This is a genomic window from Wolbachia endosymbiont (group B) of Longitarsus flavicornis, assembly GCF_964028135.1.
Taxonomy (GTDB): domain Bacteria; phylum Pseudomonadota; class Alphaproteobacteria; order Rickettsiales; family Anaplasmataceae; genus Wolbachia.
Genome location: NZ_OZ034758.1, coordinates 691643 through 705603, shown reverse-complemented (window position 1 = coordinate 705603; position 13961 = coordinate 691643). Strand labels below are relative to the sequence as shown.

12 protein-coding genes and 1 pseudogene are annotated in these 13961 nt (G+C 33.6%); 5 read left to right on the top strand and 8 right to left on the bottom strand.

Features of this window, described 5'->3' with window-relative positions; genetic code table 11:
• Nucleotides 1-30: 30 nt before the first annotated feature.
• The 5 genes from ABWU45_RS03265 (at nt 31) to ABWU45_RS08375 (ending at nt 3518) form a co-directional block, all read left to right on the top strand.
• Nucleotides 31-198 (top strand): twin-arginine translocase TatA/TatE family subunit, encoded by a 168-nt coding sequence (locus ABWU45_RS03265; RefSeq protein ID WP_006013840.1) that lies wholly within the window; start codon nt 31-33, stop codon nt 196-198.
• Between the two features lie 126 nt (nt 199-324).
• Entirely contained in the window at nt 325-978 is a 654-nt protein-coding gene (locus ABWU45_RS03260) for an exopolysaccharide biosynthesis protein (protein WP_007302768.1), read from the top strand.
• A gap of 114 nt (nt 979-1092) precedes the next feature.
• Nucleotides 1093-1749 (top strand): exopolysaccharide biosynthesis protein, encoded by a 657-nt coding sequence (locus ABWU45_RS03255; protein ID WP_007302767.1) that lies wholly within the window; start codon nt 1093-1095, stop codon nt 1747-1749.
• The gene (gene cysS, locus ABWU45_RS03250) at nt 1742-3136 is read left to right on the top strand and encodes a cysteine--tRNA ligase (RefSeq protein ID WP_064085935.1); all 1395 of its coding nucleotides are present in this window, start codon (nt 1742-1744) and stop codon (nt 3134-3136) included. Before ABWU45_RS03255 ends, cysS begins: the two co-directional genes overlap by 8 nt.
• Nucleotides 3105-3518: a YqaA family protein gene (locus tag ABWU45_RS08375; RefSeq protein WP_012481730.1), complete on the top strand. Its 414-nt coding sequence runs from the start codon at nt 3105-3107 to the stop codon at nt 3516-3518. Before cysS ends, ABWU45_RS08375 begins: the two co-directional genes overlap by 32 nt.
• A 30-nt stretch (nt 3519-3548) precedes the next feature.
• On the opposite strand, the gene ABWU45_RS03245 is transcribed toward ABWU45_RS08375, so the two are convergent.
• The 8 genes and pseudogenes from ABWU45_RS03245 to hemJ form a co-directional block, all read right to left on the bottom strand.
• Nucleotides 3549-6485: an AsmA-like C-terminal domain-containing protein gene (locus tag ABWU45_RS03245; protein ID WP_353278987.1), complete on the bottom strand. Its 2937-nt coding sequence runs from the start codon at nt 6483-6485 to the stop codon at nt 3549-3551.
• On the bottom strand, nt 6478-6915 hold the full coding sequence (gene rnhA / locus ABWU45_RS03240; protein WP_010401349.1) for a ribonuclease HI: 438 nt from the start codon (nt 6913-6915) through the stop codon (nt 6478-6480). The genes ABWU45_RS03245 and rnhA overlap by 8 nt, the downstream gene beginning before the upstream one ends.
• Before the next feature lie 175 nt (nt 6916-7090).
• Complete coding sequence (locus ABWU45_RS03235) at nt 7091-7978, bottom strand: heme o synthase (RefSeq protein WP_052264838.1); 888 nt, start codon at nt 7976-7978, stop codon at nt 7091-7093.
• 1 nt (nt 7979) lies between these two features.
• Entirely contained in the window at nt 7980-9530 is a 1551-nt protein-coding gene (gene ctaD, locus ABWU45_RS03230; RefSeq protein ID WP_353278986.1) for a cytochrome c oxidase subunit I, read from the bottom strand.
• 15 nt (nt 9531-9545) lie between these two features.
• Nucleotides 9546-10310, bottom strand: coding sequence for a cytochrome c oxidase subunit II (gene coxB / locus ABWU45_RS03225; protein ID WP_264375831.1), 765 nt, complete (start codon nt 10308-10310; stop codon nt 9546-9548).
• A gap of 542 nt (nt 10311-10852) precedes the next feature.
• A pseudogene (locus ABWU45_RS03220) lies at nt 10853-11680 on the bottom strand (IS982 family transposase).
• Nucleotides 11681-11818: 138 nt separating this feature from the next.
• Nucleotides 11819-13330 (bottom strand): HlyD family type I secretion periplasmic adaptor subunit, encoded by a 1512-nt coding sequence (locus tag ABWU45_RS03215; protein ID WP_264374713.1) that lies wholly within the window; start codon nt 13328-13330, stop codon nt 11819-11821.
• Between the two features lie 154 nt (nt 13331-13484).
• Nucleotides 13485-13913 carry a protoporphyrinogen oxidase HemJ gene (gene hemJ, locus ABWU45_RS03210; RefSeq protein ID WP_264374712.1) on the bottom strand — a complete coding sequence of 143 codons (429 nt, stop codon included), beginning with the start codon at nt 13911-13913 and terminating at the stop codon, nt 13485-13487.
• Between the last annotated feature and the right edge of the window lie 48 nt (nt 13914-13961).

Sequence of the window (13961 nt, the reverse complement as noted above, 5' to 3'; positions counted from 1 at the left end):
TAAAAGTTAATATTTTCAACGGAGGTACAAATGAGTTTAGGTCCATGGCAGCTGTTTCTAGTCTTAATAATAATCTTAGTTCTGTTTGGTGCAGGTAGGTTACCACAAGTTATGGGTGATTTAGGCAAAGGCATTAAAAACCTTAAACAAGAACTTAAGGATTCAGAGAAACTATCATCTAATGAACCAGATCGTTAGCTTCCTTATGTTTCGTGACACGCACTAAAGTGCGTGTCATTTGTTTAAACAAGGCTAAAGAATTGAAGAGGTATGATTGAAGTACAGTAATAATTATGTTAGTTAGAATGTTATTAAAGGTTAATCGTGGAAGAAAGTGAGAAATTGACTGAAGATAAAAAATTGGCCTCTGATATTCTAAAAGAGGTTGCAGATACCAATAACAACGATAGTGATAAAGTAACATTGTTCGACATCAAAACAGCTTTACATGAGCGCGGTTTTGGTATTTTAATAATCATCTTCTCTTTACCGCTATCAGTACCTATACCTGTTCCACCTGGCTATACAACCATTCTTTCTATACCTTTAATCTTATTTTCACTGCAGCTTCTATTTGGGTTTGATTCTCCTTGGATGCCTAATTGGCTAGAAAGGAAATCTTTTCAACGTTCAACATTAGCTCTCGTGGTAGAGAAAACTTCACCTATATTAAAAAAAATAGAAAAGTTCATGAAACCAAGAATGTCTTTTATTTTTCTTGGTCCGGGTGAAAAGATTCTAGCTTTTATGATGTTGCTTTGTGCAATAATAATAGCTCTTCCATTACCTTTTACTCACTTCCTTCCTGCAATTGGTATAACTCTTATTTCACTCGGCATTATGGGTAAAGATGGATTTTTATCTACGTTAGGAGTGTTAGTTTCATTCTGTGCGTTATTGGTTACCCTTATTGTAATAGTTAAAGGACCAAAACTTATAGCCGGAACACTTTCTCTTCTTAAAAGCCTTATAACTTAAAAGCTTTACAACACTTTAATAAAAGAATGAAGTACAGCATGAAATGAATAATCGATATTGAAATATAGCAATAACTATGTTAGTTAGAAGTTATATTGTTATTAAAGGGTAACTGTGGAAAAAAGTGTGAAATTGACTGAAGATAAAAAATTGGCCTCTGATATTCTAAAAGAGGTTGCAGATACTAATAATAACGATAATGATAAAGTAACATTATTTGATATTAAAACAGCTTTACATGAGCGTGGTTTTGGTATTTTAATAATCATCTTCTCTTTACCGCTATCAGTACCTATACCTGTTCCACCTGGCTATACAACCATTCTTTCTATACCTTTAATCTTATTTTCACTGCAGCTTCTATTTGGGTTTGATTCTCCTTGGATGCCTAATTGGCTAGAAAGGAAATCTTTTCAACGTTCAACACTAGCTCTCGTGGTAGAGAAAACTTCACCTACATTAAAAAAAATAGAAAAGTTCATGAAACCAAGAATGTCTTTCATTTTTCGTGGTCCTGGTGAAAATATTTTAGCATTTATAATGCTGCTTTGTGCATTATCGATAGCAATCCCACTTCCTTTAACTAACTTCATTCCTGCAATTGGTACAACTCTCATTTCACTGGGTATCATGAGCAAAGATGGATTTCTCTCTATAATGGGAGTATTAGTATCATTGTGTGGGTTATTACTTACTCTTGTCGTAATAGTTAAAGGACCACAGCTTATATTTGGAGCATTTTCTTTTCTAAAAAGCTTTGTATATGGTTAAGCTTTACAACACTTTAACAAAAAAAAAAGAGCCCTTTACACCGATCGATAAAGATCATATAAAAATGTACGTTTGTGGGCCAACAGTATATGATACAGCACATATAGGTAATGCACGTTCTATTGTTGTTTACGATGTATTATTTCGACTGCTTAAATTTTGTTATGGAAAAGTTACTTATGTGCGTAATATAACCGACATCGATGACAAGATAATCAATGCAGCAAATGAGAAAAATAGTAATATAGAAAGCATTAGCAAATATTACACTAAAACTTTTCATGAAGACATGGAAAGCATAAATTGTGCAGAACCAACATATGAACCAAAAGCAACGGAAAACATAGATAACATTATCAAGTTAATTGAGTCTTTGCTGCAAGCTGGTCATGCTTATGAATCCAATAAACATGTATATTTTAGTGTAGAATCTTACCCTGAATACGGCGTTTTATCAGGAAAAAAAATTGATGAATTAAACTACGGTAGTAGAGTTGAAGTTGGTGAAAATAAAAAACACCCAGGAGACTTCGTACTTTGGAAACCTGCAAACGAAACTGACTATAAACTTTCAAGTCACTGGAATAGTCCATGGGGAGAGGGAAGACCAGGGTGGCATATAGAATGTTCAGCAATGTCATATGCTTACCTTGGCAAAGATTTTGACATTCACGGTGGGGGTATAGACTTGCAATTTCCTCATCATGAGAATGAAATTGCACAGAGTAAATCTGCATTTGCTGAGTCAACGTTTGCAAAATATTGGGTACACAACGGGTTTCTTACAGTAAATGAAGAGAAAATGAGCAAATCCTTATTTAATATAGTCAAAGTAAGGGATTTGTTAGATAGTGGAATAAAGGGTGAAGTAATACGTTATGCGCTGCTTAAAACTCACTACAGAAAACCACTTGATTGGACAGAAAATGTTATCTCTGAGTCGCAAGAAACTTTAAACAAGTTTTATCGGTTATTACGTAGTACATGTATTGAGGAAAGTGATGCAGAAGTCTCTAAAGATTTTATAGAGGCTTTGAAAAACGATTTAAACATTCCTGAAGCTGTAGCCATATTGCATGAAATGGCTACAGAAATCAATAAGACAAGTAATGAATGTGAGAGGCTCAAATTAACTAAGAAGTTTGTTAAAAGCGCAAGGTTCATTGGTATTCTTGAGTCAAGTTATCAAGAGTGGTTTGCAAGTGGTGTGAGTCATCAAGAAATAGAAAGGTTGATAGACTTAAGAAAAGTAGCAAAACAAAATAAAGATTATGATACTGCAGACAAAATAAGAGAGCAATTGAAACAAATGGGGGTTACAATTTCTGACAACGAAGATGGTACAACAACTTGGTATGGAAAATTATCTCCTATTGTTTATAGATAGCCTAGTATCATCGCTTATCTTACCCATACATCAAGGTTTTGTACTTTACACTATGTTATGCTTTAGGTCAAACTACGATCAACTACTTATATTACTTTTTGGAGTATTAGGATCCAGTCTTGGTGGAATAGCTAACTGGTATTTAGGTAGAATAACAATTTTTATCAGAAGATCACATCACAAATTAGAGAATGAAGACAAAACACCAAAAATCGTAAGGCACCTACTGATTTGTGCAGTTGCATTGCTTTCGTGGGTACCAGCACTTGGAAGTGTGACTCAGATTTTATCCGGTTACTTCAAGTTAAACCTTTATATTCTTGTTCCCTTAATTATTTTATCTAACTTCCTCTGTTTGTTGTATCTAACGTTTACCATCTAACTAAACATCAATAAACAACTTTTCTTCTGGTCATATTGAGCTAAATTTCTTCTTCAAACTACCTTTTAAAATGCTTTTATTAGTTTTTGTCATAATACGATCAAATACTCCTAATAACCTCTTAAGTAAGCTTGGGGTTAGCGAAGAGATAGGATTAACAGATACGTTGTTGTTTTTATCATCACCATTTGCTTTGTAGTCTATTGAAATAATCCCCCTACTCTTCCCACCAGTCAGAAGTTTTCCGATTATAGGGATTTTCAACAAAGATTTGTTAATTGAATATGCTGGTATTACTTGTCCTTCAACCTGGAATTTATAACCCTTAATATCGAGCGTACCACTAGTGCTAATGCCTAGTTCCGCTCCTTCAAGCCAAGATTCTTCAATTTCAACAGTGCCATCTTTATATGAAAAAGGTGCATTACACTTATAAAAATGTACACCTTCGTTCTTTATAGCATTTACAATACCAGGCAGTGAAGACATTGATAATAAAGTGGTAAGCAGTGGAGCATCTTTGATATAGAAATTGCTGATAGATAACATACCATAATGTTCTCCATTTTCTCTCTTAGAAGATAGATAAAGAGATAATTTGCCATTTTTAACTGATTTACCAATACCTAAAGAACGCAAAAGCATACCTGAATTATCCGAATATATTTCAAGCCCTATTTCACTATGTTCTACTAGTATATTACTGTTATCTTCTAAAAACTGTCCTGTGAATTGACTTCCACTACAATCACCTTTAGCACAAGTTACATTTAGCTTAGCATCTTTTATGATAATTCCTTCTTTCATAATTATATTATCAACATTCATAGTAACTTCTATGTTGTTATTTAATCGATTACTATCTTTGCCAAGTAAACCTAAAACATCACTTAAGTTGATTTTCTCACCATGAATAGTTATGGCATTTTTCTCCTTACCTGACTCAATCTCTATACTAAAATTATTATCAGGTAATTTAAAGTTGCTAGAATTTAAATATAGATTTCCATTTTCTACTCTTCCGCTGAATTTTATGTCTAGATCATTTCCTACAACGTCTAGTTTGTCTATTAGCAACTCACCTACTCCTTTTAGCCTTGTAGAAAATAAAACTTTATTGTGATCTTCAAAATGGTTTTTCCACCCTAAGTAGCTTGAACGTGACTCAAGCTCTGATAAATCTATATTACCATTAATATATCCCGTCTTATCTTGATATACCACTGATTCTATATTTGCATTTATGTAACCATCACCGAAATTAAGTATTTGAGCAGGCAAATCTCCAGTCAAATTCCAGGCAAAATTTCTATTTTTATTGCTACTTTTGAGGTCAAATAGAAGCTGTGTATTATTCACCATACCACTACCATTTAAATCTATAAAGTCACTCCCAAAATCGAGCTTAATATCATACTTACCAAAACTTCCATTATACACCACCAAATTATCAATTTCAGAATGAAATTTGGCCGAAAAATCTACTTTTTTATCACTAGAGTTTAGATTAAAAATGCGAAAATTGAATACAGACTTTGCTATTCCACCTACTTTATCTCTTTCAAGTTTTACCACATCATCCAGCTTAAATCTTATAGGCTCATATAACCCATAAGCATCACTTACAGCCTGACCGTTAATGGTAAGAACTGAATCTTCCTTATTTAGAGAGTTCATTTCAATATCACTACTATCGATAGTGAAATTCTGGAACTTGGCACTATTTACAATAATTTTGAGATTGTTATCCTTGAGAGTTAACTCACCGTTCAACTTCTCCACTCGTTCAAAATCTTCATCAAATTTAACGCTGCAATTTTCTATATCAGCAACAATTACAATGTCTGATAGATCGTCATTAACCAAATTGTTAATTTTGCCATTGAAACTTACAATGGTATTTAGAACATCCCCATCAATATTATTACAATACCAGCTTTTAAATTTACTATTTACTACACCATCTGGTACATAAGTACATAAATCTTTTGCAACAAGTTTACTAATATTAACTCTAAGCAAAGCATGATTTGTGCCAAAGTTCATTTTGCCAATCAAAGAAAGGTAAGTATCATTTAACCTAAAATGAAAGTTTTTTACGCTAATGATTTCATCACTATATGTCAAATTTACATTTACATTAGTCAAGGCTAAGTTTTTACCTGAGTGACTCTCTGTATTTAACACGTATATGTTTCCATCCATAACTTCATCCTTTCCATTAATTCTCATTGAGAAGTTCCCTTTGAACCCTATTTCTTTGTCCAAATTGTAACTTTTAACTAGTGTGGAAAACTCGTTAAATAGCCCCAACTTTAGGTTATAAAATGTTCCATACAAATTTAACAAATTATTGCGATTTTTTATCATAATAGATAAATCATCTAGAATCCCCTTTTTATCTTTTGTATGAACACGAATATTCAAAACATTAAAATTTTCCTCCTTTCCTACATATACTTTATCAATGAAGAATTCACCTTCCGTGCTTTTATTGACAGCAATGTTAGTAATTTCAATCCTTGAGTCTGCATTTAAGTAGAAAAAAATTTTTCTTATTGTCTTCAGCAGATTTTTTGTACTACTCATCTTATCTGTCATTACAGATGTTGTTATTCCTCTGGTCTCTTCCTTCTTGATATATATGTGTACATTACCAGCTAAAACCTGAGAGAACTTTTTGGAACTTAACTTAAAGTGTACGAAAAGCTCAGGAACTTCTATGGTAAAGTCAGGATTTGTTATTTTTAAATCTGTAATGACTAGCTTGCCATCTTTCTGCCAAATAACCGAGGTACTCTCCATGCTGACATCCGAATTGGTAAATATCTTTAATATTTTTTTCTTTATATAAAAATTAATATAACTAATATTGATTTCTAAAGGACCTTCCCCTTTAAAAGGGATAAAGAAGCAGAATATAAATAATAAAATTATAGAAAATGATAGAGCTATTTTTTTAAGCATCGATTATTGCTTTTCTTGCTAAGCTGTCGGCTTCTTCATTGTATTTATCACCATTATGCGCTTTCACCCACTTCCAGTTAATCTCATGTTGCAAAGCAACATCGTCTAATTCTTTCCATAATTCTATATTTTTTACTGACTTCTTATTACTTGTCTTCCAGCCGTTCATTTTCCACTTATTTATCCATTCTGTTATACCGTATTTAATATAGAGGCTATCCGTATACAAACTGATATTACAAGGAAATTTTAATACCTTCAGTCCATTGATCACTGCTGTTAACTCCATTTTATTATTTGTAGTATTTTCTTCTCTACCACAGATGTTCTTTCTATGATTTTGAAATAATATGATTGCTGCCCACCCTCCTGTCCCTGGGTTACCAGAGCATGCTCCATCTGTGTATATTGTCACTTCCTTTTTCTTCATCTTTAACTGTAGTGAATTAATAAAGTATATCGTTGCTTCTATAAAATCACAATTTTTATAGATATAGAGGCAATTTAAGCCGCACCTTTAAATTTTATTATGGAAATAAAAAAAAGTGCTACAACGAGCATTATTAGAAGAGAAAGTAAAAGATAGTTTTTATGTTCTTTCATGGTTAAAACAAATCAATAGAGCAGTAAATAACGCTGGCAAACAGAGAAAATAGATAAGAAATCGAATAAGAAAACATTTTTTTCTGCGAGCTATGACTCTTAAGCCTTATAACGGATGCAGCAAACCAAATAAAAACACACCCTTCAATAATTGCCATACTGAGGTAAAATAGAGCCTTTTTCAAAAATAGTGCTGGAAGTAAGCTAGTTAATACGAGTAACACGCTATAGATTAATATATATTTCCTCGTTTTTTCTGGACCATAAACGATATTGAACATTGGAATCGATGCTTTTGTATAATCTTCAGATCTATTTAAGGATAGAGCCCAAAAATGTGGTGGAGTCCACATAAAAATTATTAAAAATAGAATACAACTTTCCCAGCTTACAGAGTCAGTTACAACCGCCCAGCCAATCATTGGAGGAAAAGCACCTGCTGCACCACCAATAACAATATTCTGCGGAGTACGCCTTTTGAGCCAAATTGTATACACAAAAACATAAAATAATATGCTAATTGCAAGCAAAGCAGCAGAAACATAGTTCACTGCTATTGCCATGATAAATACTGACAATATTCCAAGAGTTATGCCAAATTCAAGCGCGCTTTCTGCAGAAACTCTACCTGAAGGTATAGGGCGGTTTTTTGTTCTCTCCATAAGCAAGTCTATATCTCTGTCATACCACATATTTATTGCACCTGCAGATCCTGAACCAAGAGCAATGCACATAAGAGATATTAGTGCAAGGAAAGGATGAATGCTACCTGGTGCAGCAACTATTCCAGCAATTGCAGTAAACACTACAAGGTACATTATCCTTGGCTTCAGCAAATGCCAAAAATCCAGTATTGTTGATTCAACATTTAGCAAAACACTTGTGTACATTCTATTTTATCACTGGTGGTTTTTCAAAAGTATGAAAAGGCGGTGGTGAAGATACCGTCCATTCTAAAGTGTCACCTTCCCAAGGATTATCTCCAGTTTTTTTGCCCCACTTAAAGAGATGTATAACTATAAATACAAAAAACATAACTGAAACAAAGGACATATATGAGCCAATTGAGGATATATAATTCCAAGGGATAAACGCGTCGGGATAATCAGGTACACGCCTTGGCATACCTGCTAATCCCAGGAAATGCTGGGGTAAGAAAGTGACATTGGTGCTAATAAAAGTGAGCCAAAAGTGTATCTTTCCTAAACACTCGTTATATTGCTTACCTGACATTTTGCCTATCCAATAATAAAAACCGGCGAAAGCTCCAAATAATGCAGCAAGCGACATGACATAGTGAAAGTGAGCAACGACATAATAGGTATCGTGCAAAAGCTTATCTATTCCACCGTGAGAAAGAATTATTCCGGTTATACCACCTCCAACAAACATGAAAATAAAACCTAATGCAAACAGCATTGGTGTCTTCAATTCAATCGCTCCACCCCACATAGTTGCAATCCAACTAAAGACTTTTACACCAGTTATAACACCAATGAAAATTGTGCTAGTGCTAAAAAATATAGCAGCATCCTCGCTAAGCCCAACAGTAAACATATGGTGAGCCCAAACCATGAAGCCAAACGTTGCTATTCCTATCATGGCATAAACCATTCCCATATAGCCAAATACTGGCCTATGGGAAAAAGTTGATATGACTTGACTTATGATGCCAAATGCAGGAAAAATAATTATGTAAACTTCTGGATGACCAAAAAACCAAAACAGGTGTTGAAATAACACAGGATCACCGCCACCAGCAGGATCAAAAAAGGAAGTACCAATATTGCGATCAGTTAGCAGCATAGTTATAGCACCAGCAAGTACCGGTAAGGCAACAATTAACATAAATGACGTTAGTAAAACAGACCAAACAAATAGTGGCATTTTAGTGAGTGACATACCTTTTGCACGCATATTGAATATAGTGACTATAAAGTTGATCGCCCCAACAATTGATGACATACCAGCAATATGAAGTGCAAGTATAGCAAGATCAACTCCTGCACTTGGGTGGGACATAATTTGCGACAAAGGTGGGTATAAAGTCCATCCTGTTCCAGGACCTTCGCCAGCAAATACCGAGAGGATAAGCAAAATAAAAGATGAAACTAACAACCAAAAACTTAAATTATTCATACGAGGAAATGCCATATCTGGTGCACCAATCATGAGAGGTACGAACCAATTACCAAATCCTCCCATTAAGGCTGGCATTATCATAAAAAACACCATTATTACCGCATGCCCTGTAATCATTACGTTATATAGCTGGTAATTATTGTTAAGTATATTAATGTGCATTAGCTGAGTACGAATAATTACCGATAATAATCCACCAATAATTCCAGCTAATATGGAAAAAATAATGTATAGTGTCCCTATATCTTTGTGATTAGTAGAAAACAGCCAACGTCTTATACCTTTTGGTACATCACTCATATCTATACTCCAAACTTAACTTACTAATTTTTTATCTTCAATCCACTTATTAAAATCTTCTTTACTCACTGCTTCAACAACAATTGGCATAAATCCATGACCTTGACCACATAGTTCATAACATTGCCCATAATAAATACCGGGCTTTGTAACGTTAAACCATGCTTCATTCAGCCTACCTGGTATTGCATCAATTTTTATACCAAAAGCCGGTATTCCCCAGCTATGTATTACATCTCCTGCTGTCACTTGTAAACGAATATTAGTATTGATAGGTAAAATAACGTTATTATCAACAGAGAATAGTTTTAAATCTCTTTCGGTAAAGTCTTCTTTTCCTTTTATATAGCTGTCAAATGAAATACCTTGATATTCTGGGTACTGGTAACTCCAATACCATTGATGACCAATAACTTTTAGTGTTATGTCAGCTTTTGGCACTTTCTCCTGTAGTTTAATTAATTCAGCATTTTTAAAAGCCAATACCCCAACAATAATCGTTGGTATAACAAACCAGATAATTTCTACAAAGATATTATGAGTTATTTTACTGACATTTTTCACTTTGCCCTTACGAAAGCGAAATACTACATAAGCAAGCAGGGCCCATACAAAAAGCATAATTGCAATCATTACACTCATCACAAACGAATGTGACTTAACTACAGCCTCCATTATCTCAGTTGCAGGCGCAGGAAATCCAAATTGCCAAGAAGTAGGAGCAGAAGCAATTGATATGTTTGAGTAAAACATTATCAATAATGCAAATAACTTCACCATATTTTTTGCTGTAAAACTAACTGTATAATAATATATATACACTTACTATGCAAACAGAGATTATAGAATGTACACAAGTGTTTTGCTAAATATTGAATCAAAAGTAAATGATGATTAATGTTTTTTTAGCATTTAATAAATATACTAATACGATACTAACTTGAGGAAAAAGCATTTACATGAATCTATTTTAAGTTAAAATATTATAATATTTTAAGTTAAGTATTTACTTTAAGGAAGTTCTATAATAAGTTTAATAGTGTCTGTTATTGCTAATAACCCTCTAGCCTCACACCTAAAAGCAGTAACAGACACTATTAAACTTTAGGTAAGTTTGCCTATTTATAATTCATTGAGGTAAAAATCTTACTAATTCCTTTAATTCTATTATACAGCTGAGTTTACTAATTAACCTTTAATGTTTACGTTAGCATTTGCATCTTAAATCAAAGATTTACATATTATAGAAAATAATTATAAAATAATACACTACTTGTGTGTAAATTTTTTTGCATATCAAACTCTGTAACCCCAACTATGGATTAGCCAGCAAAGAAAGGCATAGAAATAGAGGGCTTTTTCGACTGCATGGAATAGGAAATCAGAACAAAAAAAACATGAATTAGGAAATTTGTTGGCGATCTGTGTCTTGTGTGCTCAATCTCAAATTTGTTTTTCAAGGAGTCGAAAACAGTCTCAATAATCGATCTTTTCCTTAGTAAAATCTTCTCTTTCAGTGAAATCAGTACGTTTTTCATGCCTTTTTTTACTTTAGTGACGAGTTTTAGGCCTCTATCGAAGAGTTTCTCAAAGAGCTCTTTCTTTATATAGCCCTTATCTCCGAACAAAAGTCCGGTCAGTCTTTTAGTAAGAATTGGCAAAGGTTTTCTGTCATCAACGTTACCTTTAGTTAGAGTAAGTGATTCCAATTTCGTTAATCACCAAGTGCAATTTAAAGCCAAAAAACCAACCATACGTGCTCTTACCAATTTCTGCCAAACCATCAAAAACTTTGTTCTTGGAGATCCTTTTTTTGTGGCAAACAGCGATTGTAGAAGTGTCTATGTAGGAAGATTTTTGCTTGTTTACAGAACCATTGCAAAAGTAATGCTAAATACCATAAAACTCGTGATTTAAGAGCGATAAATCGGTCATATGTTGGCAACTTAGAAAATTCAGATTTATAAAGCGGCAGATAAAGTAGGTAAAAAGCTTTGAAATTTTTGCAAGGGGATTGATGATATAATAGAATTATGGTGAGAATTTCCGAAGTCTGGTATTCTAGTGGGTTTTCTGCCTTTTGATAGGAGCATATTAGCAAAATTATCATCGACTGTGCGACAAAAATCCTCGACGCAACAGTAAAATATCTTTCTTCATGGGTAACCTCTTAATTATTGCTAAAATACTCGAGCTTACCCTGTTTTCCTCTTCTTAGCTGCACTTTTATCTCTTTATTTAATCCATAGTTGGGGTCTGTAAACAAATTTTTAGAAAAGCAAAATAAATTATCTCTCTATGAAAGATCTATCGAATGTTGCAATTATAGGTGTAAACAAGAACGATAAAAGAGTGCGGGATTGAGTAACTATATATACTTCTGCTGGCATACCAGGATATAGGTATACGTTTTTAAATTGAGCAAGTTCTGATTTTGGTATCACCACTCGCACTGAATAATAACGCCCCATCCTTGGATCATCAAGAGCATCAGGGGAAATATGGTTTACTATACCGTTAATTAAACTTAAGCGACGTGCACTATAAGCGCTCAGCCTTACTTTAACTTTCAGCCCTTCTAGTCCGTCGATAGAGACTATATTGCTATCTTTCTTTTTTGCTGACAGTATCTCTTCTATGTTTCTGGTTAGAACTTTAGCATCTATTATTAGATCATCATCTGATGGTACTATACTCATGATTGGAACTCCAGATTGTATAACACCACCTTCAGTGTGGTATCTTATATCTGTAACTATACCATCTTGAGGTGATTTAATTATTGTACGTGCTAACGAATCTTCAGCAACCATCAGCCTCTCTTTTAAGTCTGCAATAGATGTATTAACTTCCTTAAGCTCAGCATTTGCTCTTTCTTGAGCATCATTCTTCACATTTATAATCTCTAACTCATTTTCTCCAATCTTTTGCTGTACTTGAGATATTGCAGAACGGTAATGTCCAACTCTACCCTCAATTTCAGCAAACTGTTTTTCTAAAGCTAAAATGTGTGGTTTGCTTATATGGCCACTATCAAGTAATTGTCTTTTTGTTTCTAACTCCTCAGTTATCAAGTCATATTGCTTATGGGCTGCATTTAGTTGAAAATTTAGCCCTGCTAATTCATCATTTAACTGCTTTATACGTTGTTGCAGTATGTCAGTTTTTCCTAATATACTCTTTCTCTGAGAGTTGAACAACTTTACCTGATTCTTTATCGCTTTATTTACAAGTTCATCGTTAGATAATCTTTTAACCTCATCAGAAAATTCTAGCGTATCTAAGTCTCCCCTAATTGCAATAAGTCTTGCTTCAGTTGCCAAAAATGATAAGAGTTTTTCTTTAATTATACTCAAATTTGCCTTTTCGTTAACATCACTTAATAAAACTAAAGGCTCATCTTTTTTAACTGTTTGACCTTCTTTTACTAAAATTTTGCTTATTATTCCCCCACCCAAGTGTTGCACTATTTTTCTATTTGAAGAGACAATAACTTCTCCACTTGCATGCACTGCTCCGTCAATTGGAGCTATAGCTGACCAAATACCACCTATTCCAAAAAAGATGAATATCACCACTAAACCAAAAAATAGTGGTCCCCATGTGACTTTTAGGACTTCATTTACGTTATTACTCTCACGTTTAAAAATAAAATTTATCATCGCATCAATCCATGCGAACGTCTTATCCAAAAATTGATATTTCTTCTTTCTATTTCCTGCCCTTTGCATATCTATATCATCACTACCAATCAGGCCTGTCAAAGAAAGTCCAGCACTAAGCTTTTTTAACTTACTCATTATAATACTACTGCGAATTCTTGTTAACCAGGATAACACACAAAAACAAAGAATCTATACCTTAAGTACTTTACTTAGACTACGGAACATCAGAATAAACTATTTAGTAACAATTCTTATACTCCATTCAATGGTTCAGCATTAGGCTAGAAAATCAAAAAGGTTTTACAATAACCATAATAACTATAATTATTATTAACACTGTTACTGCTTCGTTTAAAACACGAAAATAAACGTGAGTTTTCTTATTCAAGCCCACTGCAAAATTTTTCCTATGCTTTGCAAGTAGGCCATGAATAGCAAACATTAAGAATAATGCTAGCGCTTTTATATGAAACCACCCTTCGCGATATGCTTCCCTAATAATCATTAGCATAATTCCAAAACTAAGGGAGAAAAGCATTGCAGGGTTTATGATATATCTAAGGAGTCTCTTCTCCATTATTTGAAGTAAGCTGTCATTTTCTGACCCTGGTTTTACAGATGCATGGTAAACATAAAGCCTTGGCAAATAGAGCATACCTGCCACCCACATAATTACAGAGATAACGTGAAAAGCTTCAAGCCAGTGATAGTAGTCCATATAGATAGTATTATAAAATGTTAAAAATTTCTGGTATGATCTCAATTT

Bases quoted from the DNA above. Each gene is read 5' to 3' on its own strand.
- ABWU45_RS03265 (WP_006013840.1), top strand. From the start codon at position 31: ATGAGTTTAGGTCCATGGCAGCTGTTTCTAGTCTTAATAATAATCTTA.
- cysS (WP_064085935.1), top strand. From the start codon at position 1,742: ATGGTTAAGCTTTACAACACTTTAACAAAAAAAAAAGAGCCCTTTACA.
- ABWU45_RS08375 (WP_012481730.1), top strand. From the start codon at position 3,105: ATGGAAAATTATCTCCTATTGTTTATAGATAGCCTAGTATCATCGCTT.
- ABWU45_RS03245 (WP_353278987.1), bottom strand. From the start codon at position 6,485: ATGCTTAAAAAAATAGCTCTATCATTTTCTATAATTTTATTATTTATA.
- rnhA (WP_010401349.1), bottom strand. From the start codon at position 6,915: ATGAAGAAAAAGGAAGTGACAATATACACAGATGGAGCATGCTCTGGT.
- ABWU45_RS03235 (WP_052264838.1), bottom strand. From the start codon at position 7,978: ATGTACACAAGTGTTTTGCTAAATGTTGAATCAACAATACTGGATTTT.
- ctaD (WP_353278986.1), bottom strand. From the start codon at position 9,530: ATGAGTGATGTACCAAAAGGTATAAGACGTTGGCTGTTTTCTACTAAT.
- coxB (WP_264375831.1), bottom strand. From the start codon at position 10,310: ATGGTGAAGTTATTTGCATTATTGATAATGTTTTACTCAAACATATCA.
- ABWU45_RS03215 (WP_264374713.1), bottom strand. From the start codon at position 13,330: ATGAGTAAGTTAAAAAAGCTTAGTGCTGGACTTTCTTTGACAGGCCTG.
- hemJ (WP_264374712.1), bottom strand. From the start codon at position 13,913: ATGGACTACTATCACTGGCTTGAAGCTTTTCACGTTATCTCTGTAATT.